Genomic DNA, 11,846 nt, shown 5'->3' on the forward strand with positions numbered 1-11,846 from the left:
CGCTTTTAGATTCTATCGCTTTTTATACCATTTGGGTGGCTTAGATTCTAGCAGCGAGTCTTTAAACATATTATTTGTGTTTGCCTCTTTATTTACATTCCAAGAATCGAGATTCTGGTTAAAGGATTTTGCGCCCAAAAACATTTCTCTCATATCTATGACATTACTCACATCCCACTTATCTAATGGCTGGTTAAAAGACTTTGTCTCACCAAACATGCCAAGCATTTTTTCAACCTTGCCTACATTCCATTTATTCAGCGGTTGGTTAAAAGATTTTGTTTCTGAAAACATAAATGTCATATCTTTTGCATTACTCATATCCCAAGATTCTAGCGGTTGGTTAAAAGAGTATGCGAAACAAAACATACAGCTCATATCTTTTGCATTACTCATATCCCAAGATTCTAGCGGTTGGTTAAAAGATTCTGCTCCGCTAAACATACCATGCATATTTGCAACCTTGCTGACATTCCATTTATCAAGTGGCTGGTTAAAAGATTTTGCATCAGAAAACATAAATTCCATATTATTCACATTAGAGACATCCCAAGAATCTAGTGGCTGGTTAAAGGATTTTGCATCTCGAAACATCCCAACCATATTTTCTGCTTTGCTGACATCCCAAGATTCTAGCAGTTGATTGAAAGATTTTGCTTCATAAAACATATAACTCATATCTTTGACATTGCCAACATTCCAAGAGTTAAGGGATTGATTAAAGGATTCTGCGCCACGAAACATATAGCTCATATTTTCTACCTTGCTAACATTCCAAGAATTTAGTGGCTGGTTGAAGGATTTTGCTTCTACAAACATACTACTCATATCTTTTACATTGCTGACATTCCACTTATCTAGCGGTTGGTTAAAGGATGTTGCCCTATAAAACATATTATTCATATCTGTTACCTTGCTGACATCCCAAAATTCTAGTGGGTGATTAAAGTATTCTGCGCTTTCAAACATTTTATGCATATCTGTCACATTACTCACATCCCAAGTCTCAATCCCGCTAAAATCCTCGCGCCTGCTTAGCGCAAACACAAAGCTCATATCAGTGACTTTGCTCGTGTCAATAGTTTCTAGCTTTATGCTTTTATTTCTTACAAGATTCATGAGTTCATCGCGCGTCTGCGGGTGGTAAATGTGCTTTGATTTATCAGTGAGCGGGTTTGTGCCTGCTGTGTTTAAAAAAATATTACAAGCGCCAAATATCAAGCCAAACGCAGCTATGCCGATAAAGGCTAGCTGTTTTAGATTTAGCTTTTTGAGATTTGGCATTTTTAGATTCTGCGCCTTGCTGGTGTTTTTTGGCGTTTTTAGATTCCGGGTTGGCATTTTGACTCCTTGCGATTTAGCTTTGGCATTATACTTTAAGCCGCTTTTAGATTCTAGCGGTTTTGCCACTTTTTAAGTTTTGTCGTCGTCATTTTACTAAAAAATGGCGCTTCTTTCGTCATTGCGAGGAAGCCAAAGGCTGACGAAGCAATCCACAAAGCGAAATAAAAACTACGCATAAATGGATTGCTTCGTCGCTTCGCTCCTCGCAATGACGAAAGAAGCGCGAGATTTGTTTAGCGAAGCGTTGTTTTCTTTAGATTGCTTCGCGGGCAAGCCCGCTCGCAATGACGACAAGGCGAGTTTCTTTAGCAAAGCGAAGCTTCTTTAGCAAAGCACAGCTTTTCAGCGGCGACAGATTTAGATTCTACCGCTTTTTATACCATTTAGGCGCTGATATTAGCCAGCCCTCAAACATCCTATCCATATTTTTTACCTTACTGACATCCCATTTATCTAGCGATTGCTCGTAGTTCTTTGCATAATAAAACATCCCCTCCATATTCTCCACACTAGAGATATCCCAAGATTCTAGGGGCTGATTGTATATGGTTATCACATCAGCCCCACCAAATCCGCCAAAAGTATAGCTCATATCCACGATATTGCTTGTATCCCAAGCTTGCAGATTTTGATTAAAGGACACTGCGCCATGAAACATATAGCTGATACTCTTTACATTACGCATATCCCATTTATCCAATGGTTGGTCAAAATCAAGAGCCTCCATAAATGCGCCTTCCATATTCTCTACCTTACTGACATTCCAATCATTGATATTTTCGCTAAAACTTGTGCGGAAAAAGATATAGCTCATATCGCGCAAACTCGAAGTATCCCATTGCTCTATTTTTAGATTATCTTTTATGTAATGAAGGCTCCAATAAAACATACCACGCATAGATTCGACTTTGCTGACATTCCAATGCGATAGATTATCTTTTAAAACCCATTCAATAGGATGAGACCATGTCATATAATCTGCAAACATATAGCTCATATCCCTTACATTGCCTACATCCCAAAAATCAATATATCCGAGATTTTTGTGAAGCTCTTGCAAGGTGGATTCTGCGATTTCTTTTTGTTGTTTAAATATGTCTAATTTACTCAAGCACTCTCTATCTTGCGTATGTATGCAGGATTGATTTTCTTTTATGACCTTTTCTCGCACTTCTGCTTTTTGCTTAGAATCTAGCGTTCTTTTTTTGACATATTTTCCAAAGTGCTCATCAAAATACCCTTCCAAATATTTGATTTGGTGTTTAATTTCAGGCTCGATATATTTTTGAAAGTCGCTTCTGCATCTATTTTCGCTATCCAAAATAGCATTAATATCGCCAATTTCCCGCTCTAGCTCGAGTATCTCAATGTAGAGTTTTTCTATTTTTTCTAAACGCTATCTCGCATTATTTTTGCACTTTTTGCGCTCTTCGTCATTGAAATCATTAATCTCGCATTCGCTATTTGTCGTAAATAAAAAGCTCATATCAGTAATTTTGCTCGTGTCAATCTCATCTAATCGCACAGATTCATTATTGATAATCTTAACTAGCTCATCGCGTGTTTTTGGGTGGTATTTGTATTTTGGCTTGCTGGTGGGTGCTTTGGCGTTTATAGAGTCCAAACGAGAATCCGGGCTGGAATCCAAACTAGAATCCGAGTTGGAATCCAAACTAGAATCCGAGTTTGCGTTGCTAGAATCTAGGCTGGTGTTAAGCTTGGCGCTGGGTTTGGAATCTGGGCTGGCGTTAGGCTTGGCGTTGATTTTGGAGTCAAAGCAGGCGCTAAACATCAACCCAAACGCCGCTACGCTAATAAAGGCTAGCTGTTTTAGATTTGGCATTTTTGATTTTAGCGTTTTTAGATTCTGTGCTTCGCTCGCGTTTTGTGGCAATTTTAGATTCCGCGCACTGCTCGCGTTTTGCGGATTTTTTAGATTCTGCGCTGTCATTTTGACTCCTTGTAAGTTTTGTCATTGTCATTTTACTAAAAGAAGCTAGCGCTTTGCTTGTTTTACTAAAGAAACTCGCTATGCTCGTTTTGCCAAAAATATTGCCTTATCGTCATTACTAAAGAAGCTACGCTTTGCGAGCGAGAGCGAAGCAATCCATTGTCGGCACTTGTGGCTTGCGCTGTTTGGATTGCTTCGTCGCTTCGCTCCTCGCAATGACGAAAGAAGGGCGAGAGTTATTTGGCAAGGCACAGCTTTTTTAGCAACGACAAATCTAGATTCCAGCACTTTTGGATTCTGGGCAATCTTGCCTTATTCCTTATACCACTTTGGTGGATTAGATTCCAGTGGAGACTCATTAAACATGCCTTCTGCGTGCGCGCCTTTATTTATTTTCCAAGAATTGAGATTTTGGTTAAACGATTCTGCTTCGACAAACATATAGTCCATATCTACAACATTGCTAACATCCCACTTATCAAGCGGCTGATTAAATGATGCTGCACGAGAAAATATGCCTTTCATATTTTTTACTTTAGAAACATTCCATTTATCTAGCGGCTGGTTGAAGGATTCTGCATAACAAAACATAAGGCTCATATCTTCTACCTTGCCGACATTCCAGCTATTAAGCGGTTGGTCAAAGGATGCCGCACCAAAAAACATACCAATCATATTTTTTACTTTAGAAACATTCCATTTATCTAGCGGCTGGTTGAAAGATTCTGTGAAGCAAAACATACAGCTCATATCTGTAACCTTACCAACATCCCAAGAATTTAGCGGCTGGTTGAAAGAGTCTGCGCCACCAAACATACCGGTCATATCTTTCACATTACTCACATCCCAAGTCTCAATCCCATCAAAGTCTTCTCGCGCGCCAGCGGAATTTTTACAATTTTTTATATATGGCGCAAGATGTGGTGTAAAGATTTTGCTTGCTTCTGCTAATTCATCGCAGTCATCGCTAGAGACATTCACAAACAAAAAGCTCATGTCTTTTATCTTGCTGGTGTCTATGGTGTCGAGTTTGATGCATTCATCATTTAGCAGTTTCACGAGTTCATCGCGATTTTTTGGGTGGTATTTATGCTTTGATTTGTCGGTAAGTGGGTTGGTGTTGGCTAGGCAGATATTTAAGCTAAACGCGGCTATGCCGATAAAGGCTAGGTTTTTTAGATTTGGTATTTTTAGATTCTGCATTGTCATTTTTGACTCCTTGTAAGTTTTGTCGTCGTCATTTTACTAAAAAACTTGCTTTTTCGTCATTGCGAGGATTTAAAAAATCCGAAGCAAAGCATAGCTTCTTTAGTAATCTATAAAAATACAAGTGGATTGCTTCGTCGCTTCGCTCCTCGCAAAACGAATGAAGTGAGTTTCTTTAGTAATGACAAAGAAGGTTTTTGGCAAAGAGGAGATTCTTTAGCAACGACAAATTTAGATTCTGGCACTTTCAGATTCTGCGCTTTTGGATTCTATCGCTTTTTATACCACTTCGGCGGATTGGATTGTAGCGGCGAGCTTTTAAACATATATTCTCGTTTTGTGCCTTTATTTACATTCCAAGAATCTAGATTCTGGTTAAAAGATTCTGCATCATAAAACATTGCATGCATATCTTTTACCTTGCTAACATCCCAAGAATCTAGTGGTTGGTTAAAAGATTCTGCATCATAAAACATTGCATGCATATCTTTTACCTTGCTAACATCCCAAGAATCTAGTGGTTGGTTAAAAGATATTGCTCTTGCAAACATATATTTCATATCCGCAACATTACCAACATTCCACTTATTAAGCGGTTGATTAAAAGATATTGCTGTCGCAAACATAAATTTCATGCTTTCTACTTTGCTGACATCCCAAGAATCTAGGGGCTGGTTGAAGGATTTTGCGAAACAAAACATACCGCTCATATCTGCGACATTGCTGACATCCCAAGAATCTAGGGGCTGGTTAAAGGATTCTGCGCGATAAAACATACTTTTCATATTTGTAACATTGCTGACACTCCAAGAATCTAGGGGTTTGTTGAAGGATTTTGCACCCGAAAACATATTATCCATATTTGTAGCATTACTGACATCCCAAGTCTCAATCCCACTAAAATCTTTTCGCGTCCTAGCGGTGTTTTTGCCATTTTTTATATATGGCGCACAGTCTCTATTTTTTGTCATTTTATCGCACTCTTCATCAGAAATATCTGAGAACAAAAAGCTCATGTCTTTTATCTTGCTTGTGTCTATCGTGTCGAGTTTGATGTTTTCATCTTTTAATAACGCTACCAATTCATCGCGGTTTTGCGGGTGGTATTTGTGCTTTGATTTGTCAGTCAAAGGGTTTGTATTGATAGCACAAGCGCTAAACATCAAGCCAAGCGCGGCTATGCTGATAAAGGCTAGGTTTTTTAGATTTAGTTTTTTGAGATTTGGCATTTTTAGATTCCACGCTTCGCTAGTGTTTTGCAGATTTTTTGGATTCTGCATTGTTGTTTGCCCTGTAAGTTTTGTCGTCGTCATTACCAAAGGACAACCCCTTACAAATCCTTTTTTAGCACCTCTGCAAAGCTTTCAAAAAAGAGTTTTCTAGCCTGCGCAAAATCTAGCGATAGAGAATCTATGCATATTTTATCGCCCTGCACGATGCCTATTTGGCGCGCTTCTAGCCCTTGCGCGCGCGCGGATTCTAGCAAACTTGCCACATCGCTAGAATCCACACTAGAATCCACCTCCACCACCACGCAGCTAGGCGTCTGCGCAAAAAGCATATATGCATCCGCCAGCGCGCTTTGCACTTCTATGCCCTTATTTCCTAGCAGAGCCATTTTGGCAAGTGCGATAGCTAGCCCGCCTTGCCCCACATTTTTGGCGCTCAAAATCTTGGATTTTGTATTTGTAGATTCTATTTGCGCGCAGAGGAAGTCCCATAGGCGCGCTTCTTTGGCTAGGTCGATGCGCGAAAGCTTGCCATAGATTCTGCCTTCACAGAGTTTTTGCGCGAGGCTGGCGCTGAAATTTGCCTCGATATCACCTAGCAGCACTAGCGCGCTTCCTTCGCGCTGCAGTGCGCTTCCTATCACTTTGGCGCTGTCTTTTATCACGCCCACACCCACGATGCTAGGCGTAGGATAGATGTCTTTGCCATTGCTTTGGTTATGCAAGCTTACATTGCCGCTGACTACGGGCGTGCTTAGCGCTTTGCACGCTTCTTTTATGCCTTCGCATGACTCTTTAAACTCCCACATCACTTCTGCATTATTTGGCGAGCCAAAGTTCAGACAATCGCTAATCGCCCGCGCGCGCACGCCGCGTGTCGCACAGTCGCGCCCCACATGCGCTACGCTTAGTTTCGCGCCTTCTTTGGGGTTTAGATAGCATGCGCGCACATCGCAATACACGCTCATCCCGACTCCCGCCCCGCTATCTTTGATACGCACCACGCTAGCATCGCATTCGCCAGAGCCTATGATGGTGTTTGTCTGCACGCTAGAATCATACTGGCTATACACCCATTTTTTATCGCTCACTTCAAGCGAGCCTAGCAGCTTTTCAAACACTGCTTGCGCGCTTAGCGAGGTTTGCAGAGTCTTTGCGGGTGTGGATTCTCGATTGGCTTCTTTTACTTCTCTATCTAGCATGGGGGCGTTTGAGCTAAGCTCGGCTATCGGCAGGCACGCGCACAAATCGCCATGCCAATAAAGCTCCATAAGCCCGCTATCGCTCACCTCGCCAATCACCGCGCAATCCACCTCCCATTTTGCAAAAATCTCTAGCACTTTGGCTTCATAGCCCTTTTTGGCACATATCAGCATGCGCTCTTGCGATTCGCTAAGCATGAGTTCATAAGGATTCATCCCGGATTCTCGCATCGGCACTTTATCAAGGTCTAGTCGCATACCAGCGCCGCTTTTGCCCGCCATCTCAAAGCTAGAGCTCGTAAGCCCCGCCGCGCCCATATCCTGAATCCCCACGATATAATCCGTCTTAAAAAGCTCCAAGCACGCTTCTAGCAGCAGTTTTTCAGCAAATGGATCACCCACTTGCACGGTGGGGCGCAAAGATTTGGAGTCATCATCAAAGCTATCACTACTCATCACCGCTCCGCCCAAGCCATCGCGCCCGGTTTTTGAGCCGACATAAATCACCGGATTCCCCACACCTTCAGCTTTGGCGTAGAAAATCTCCTCTTTTTTGGCAAGCCCCAAGCAAAAGGCATTTACCAAAATATTGCCATTGTAGCAGGACTCAAAGCTTGTCTCCCCGCCAATAGTTGGCACGCCCATGCAGTTGCCATACCCGCCGATACCCTCCACCACGCCGCGCAAAAGATAGCGATGCTTTTTGCCAATCTCGCCAGAATCCGCCACATCGCCAAATCGTATAGAATCTAGGCTTGCAATAGGGCGCGCGCCCATGGTGAAAATATCGCGCATGATGCCACCCACTCCTGTCGCAGCACCTGCATGTGGTTCGATGAAGCTTGGGTGGTTGTGTGATTCGATTTTAAACACCGCTACATTTTTGCCATCTATGTCTATCACGCCCGCATTTTCGCCCGGTCCTTGCACTACCCAAGGCGCGCTTGTGGGAAATCCATTGAGATATTTTTTGCTTGATTTGTAGCTGCAGTGCTCGCTCCACATAGCAGAAAAAATGCCTAGCTCTATGAGGTTTGGCTCGCGTCCTAGAATCTGACAAATCACTTTGTAGTCTTGTTTGTCTAGCTTGTGTGAAGAAAGCGCAGAATCTATGTTGTCAAAATGCTTATCCAGCGCGAATTTCTCGGCATTTTTGTGTGGCGTTTTGGGTTGCTTGGTGGCGGATTGTTGTTTTATTGATGGCATAGTAATCCTTTTATGTTAAACTTTTGGGCTTTTGGCTTTGAGGCAAAATTGTAGCAAATAGATTTTTGCATTTGCATTAAGTTGCAAATAAAGATTTATAAAATACAATTATGCTTTTTATGCTTTGTGAGCGCGCTATTGGCGATATTTGCCTTAAAATCTTGCGAGAATTAGGAGAGAGGATGAAGTATATCAAGTTTTTCAAAGAGCTAAATAACAAAGATGTCCCACTAGTAGGTGGCAAAAATGCAAGCATTGGCGAGATGTTTCAAGAGCTTGTGCCGGTGGGGATAAAAGTCCCAAATGGCTTTGCTATCACGAGTGAGGCGTATTGGTATTTGCTAGATTCTGGCGGGATTCGCGAAAAAATCAGAGAGCTGCTAGAAGGTGTGGATGTCACTGAAATCGATGTGCTAAAAACGCGCTCCAAAAAAATCCGCGAGCTAATCTTTGGCACGCCTTTCCCGGAGGATTTGCGAAAAGAAATCTTTGAAGCGTATAAGATTCTAAGCGAAGAGTATGGTATGAAAGAGGCAGATGTCGCGGTGCGAAGCTCGGCGACTGCGGAGGATTTGCCAGATGCTAGCTTTGCTGGACAGCAAGATACTTATCTAAGCGTCAAAGGGCAAACCGAGCTTATACACTATATCAAGTCTTGTTTGGCGTCGCTTTTTACAGATAGAGCGGTGAGCTATCGTGCATCAAGGGGATTTGATCATTTTAAAGTCGCGCTTTCTGTAGGTGTGCAAAAAATGGTGCGCGCGGATAAGGGAAGCGCTGGCGTTATGTTTAGTATCGACACGGAGACGGGATTTAAAGATGCGGTGTTTATCACTTCTTCTTGGGGGCTTGGTGAAAATGTCGTGGGCGGGACGGTGAATCCTGATGAGTTTTATGTGTTTAAACCCACACTTAAAGAAGGCAAACGCCCTATCATCAAGCGCCAGCTAGGACATAAACACCAAAAAATGGTATATGCGCCAAAAGGTAGCGATCATCCCACCAAAAACATAAAAACCACGCAAAAAGAGATGAAGACATTTTCTATCACTGATGCGGATATATTGACCCTCGCACGATATGCGATAAAGATAGAAGAGCACTACACCAAAGAAGCTGGCGAATATCGCCCTATGGATATGGAGTGGTCTAAAGATGGCGAGAGTGGAGAGATATTTATCGTGCAAGCGCGCCCAGAAACCGTGCAAAGCCAAAAAGACAAGCAAAAAGATAGCGGGCAAAAGCTAGAAACTTTTAGCTTCAAAGACAAAAATGCAGAGCGCGAAGTGCTGCTAACCGGGCGTGCTATCGGCGGGAAAATAGGGCATGGAAAAGTGCGGATTATCAATGATCTTGAGCATATGAATACCTTTAAAGATGGCGAGATTCTAGTAACTGACAACACCGACCCAGACTGGGAACCCGTGATGAAAAAGGCGTCCGCTGTCATCACAAACCGAGGCGGGCGCACATGTCATGCGGCAATCGTCGCGCGCGAGATCGGCGTGCCAGCGATAGTGGGCGCTATCGGCTCGACTGATAGGCTCTATACCGGCATGGAAGTGACCGTTTCTTGTGCGGAGGGCGAAGAGGGGTATATTTATGCGGGAATCCATCCTTTTGAAATCGAGACTATCGAGCTAAGCAACCTTGGCAAGCCAAAGACAAAGATTTATATGAATATCGGGAATCCAGAAAAGGCGTTTGGATTCTCGCAACTCCCAAATGATGGCGTGGGGCTAGCAAGAATGGAGCATATTATCCTAAATCAGATAAAAGCGCACCCGCTAGCCCTGCTAGATCTGCAAAATGGCAAAAAAGACATAAAAGATCGCGCTGAAATCGAGAAGCTAATCTCTGGCTATGAGAGCCCCAAAGACTTTTTCATCAAAAAAATCGCAGAAGGCATGGGTATGATATCTGCGGCGTTTTATCCAAAGCCTGTCATCGTGCGAACAAGTGACTTCAAATCAAACGAGTATCGCGGGATGATCGGCGGTGCGGCGTATGAGCCTATGGAAGAAAATCCGATGCTTGGCTATCGCGGGGCGAGCAGGTATTATTCTGATTTGTATCGCGTGGCGTTTGAGTGGGAATGCGAGGCGCTGGCAATGGTGCGCGAGGAGATGGGGCTTACCAATATGAAGGTGATGGTGCCATTTTTACGCACGCCAGAAGAGGGCAAAAAGGTGCTAGAAATCATGCGCCGCAATGGGCTAGAATCCGGCAAAAATGGGCTAGAAATCTATGTGATGTGCGAGCTGCCGGTGAATGTGATTTTGGCTGATGACTTTTTGAGTATGTTTGATGGATTCTCTATCGGCTCAAACGACCTCACACAGCTCACACTTGGTGTAGATCGCGATGGGCAGCTGGTGAGCCATATATTTGATGAGCGCAATCCGGCGATGCTAGAGATGTTTAAACGCGCGATAGATTCTTGCAAAAAGCATAAAAAATACTGCGGAATCTGCGGGCAAGCGCCTAGCGATTATCCAGAAGTCGCGGAGTTTTTGGTAGAGCATGACATCACTTCCATCTCGCTAAATCCGGATTCTGTCATCTCGACATGGAGTAGGGTGGTAGAGCTAGAAAAGAGGCTGAAAAGCTAGGCAAAATCAAAAAATATAGTAGAATCCGGCAGGCAAAGCAGGCGGCAAATAACGCCAATCAGGCAAAGCGGCAGGCTAAAGGTAGGCTAAAAGTGGCAGGCTTAAAGTGACTTGCTAAAAAGGAGCAAATATGAAAACAAACAACGCGGCATTTTTTGCCCTTTCCGCGCTGGCTATGCTGATGCTAGCAGGCTGTCCGGGCAAGGTGGAGTATGTGGATAATGCGGATTCTAAAGAGTATGCGTCCATGGGGCTTGACTATCATGACCTAGAGAGCGCGGCTAGCAAAAATGTAGCCTCGCTGCTTGAGAGTGGCTATGTCAAGGGGCTTGCCGGGCTAGAAAAACCAAAGGTGCTAGCTATCTCTGATGTGGTGAATGACACGATGCAGCACTTCTCCACCGAGGAGCTGACGCGCAAAATCACGCGCGATATGCGAAATAGTGGCAAATTTATCCTTACGATGGCGTTTGCTGGAAGTGGCGGGAGCGAGGATAAAATGCTAGACAAAGTGCGACAAGCGCGCGAAAATGAAGAGGTAAATCAATATAGTGTGCCAGAAAAAGGCAATATCATTGCGCCCGAGCTCTCTCTCTCTGGCAAAATCATCCAGCGCAACACCAAAGTAAAATCCAAGCAGCGCACGGATTATTTTTTCTTGCTGACACTGACGGATCTCAAAAGCGGGCTTGTCGTGTGGGATAATGAAGTAAATATCATAAAAGTAGGTAGTGGCAAAGCATCCGCGTGGTGATTTAGCGGCGGGGGTTTGCTTTTAGGCTCTAGTTGAAGGTGTGTTTGGATTTTGGTTTTTGTCATTGCGAGCAACGAAGTTGCGAAGCAATCCAAAGAATAAAAATCCGCAAGGATTTTTATAAAACAAAAAAGGCGCGTCAGCGCCAAACCTAGATTCTAGTTTTCTCAAAACTAGAATCCAAAATTTGCAAAGCAAATTTTCAATAAAATCAAATCTTCGCGCGTAAGCGCGGCACCTTGAAAGCGTCGTCGGGGGCTTGGGGGTGCAGGGGGATAAGGGGAGCGACTTCGCAAAACGAAGTTTCTTTAGCAATTCAAGCCCCCTTGTCCCCCTGCGAAA

At 43.5% G+C, this 11,846-nt stretch carries 8 protein-coding genes; 2 read left to right on the forward strand and 6 right to left on the reverse strand.

Going from position 1 to position 11,846, the window contains the following annotated elements; translation table 11 throughout:
* Positions 1-12: 12 nt before the first annotated feature.
* The 6 genes from BKN38_RS06835 to purL all read right to left on the reverse strand — a co-directional run bounded on the left by BKN38_RS06835 (position 13) and on the right by purL (position 8,138).
* Positions 13-1,341, reverse strand: coding sequence for a BspA family leucine-rich repeat surface protein (locus BKN38_RS06835; RefSeq protein WP_066455532.1), 1,329 nt, complete (start codon positions 1,339-1,341; stop codon positions 13-15).
* A gap of 367 nt (positions 1,342-1,708) precedes the next feature.
* Positions 1,709-2,665, reverse strand: coding sequence for a BspA family leucine-rich repeat surface protein (locus BKN38_RS06840; RefSeq protein ID WP_066455534.1), 957 nt, complete (start codon positions 2,663-2,665; stop codon positions 1,709-1,711).
* A gap of 75 nt (positions 2,666-2,740) precedes the next feature.
* Positions 2,741-3,295 carry a hypothetical protein gene (locus tag BKN38_RS06845; protein ID WP_066455542.1) on the reverse strand — a complete coding sequence of 185 codons (555 nt, stop codon included), beginning with the start codon at positions 3,293-3,295 and terminating at the stop codon, positions 2,741-2,743.
* Positions 3,296-3,607: 312 nt separating this feature from the next.
* Positions 3,608-4,504 (reverse strand): BspA family leucine-rich repeat surface protein, encoded by an 897-nt coding sequence (locus tag BKN38_RS06850; RefSeq protein ID WP_172798602.1) that lies wholly within the window; start codon positions 4,502-4,504, stop codon positions 3,608-3,610.
* A gap of 266 nt (positions 4,505-4,770) precedes the next feature.
* Positions 4,771-5,814: a BspA family leucine-rich repeat surface protein gene (locus BKN38_RS06855; RefSeq protein ID WP_104720769.1), complete on the reverse strand. Its 1,044-nt coding sequence runs from the start codon at positions 5,812-5,814 to the stop codon at positions 4,771-4,773.
* Between the two features lie 17 nt (positions 5,815-5,831).
* Positions 5,832-8,138, reverse strand: coding sequence for a phosphoribosylformylglycinamidine synthase subunit PurL (gene purL / locus BKN38_RS06860; RefSeq protein ID WP_082942525.1), 2,307 nt, complete (start codon positions 8,136-8,138; stop codon positions 5,832-5,834).
* Positions 8,139-8,320: 182 nt separating this feature from the next.
* On the opposite strand from purL, the gene ppsA reads away from it, so the two are divergent.
* Positions 8,321-10,750, forward strand: coding sequence for a pyruvate, water dikinase (gene ppsA / locus BKN38_RS06865; protein ID WP_066455545.1), 2,430 nt, complete (start codon positions 8,321-8,323; stop codon positions 10,748-10,750).
* Positions 10,751-10,880: 130 nt separating this feature from the next.
* A complete protein-coding gene (gene lpoB, locus BKN38_RS06870; RefSeq protein ID WP_066455547.1) occupies positions 10,881-11,504 on the forward strand; it encodes a penicillin-binding protein activator LpoB in 624 nt (207 codons plus the stop codon).
* Positions 11,505-11,846: the final 342 nt, after the last annotated feature.

It is taken from the genome of Helicobacter sp. CLO-3 (assembly GCF_001854545.1).
GTDB lineage: Bacteria > Campylobacterota > Campylobacteria > Campylobacterales > Helicobacteraceae > Helicobacter_B.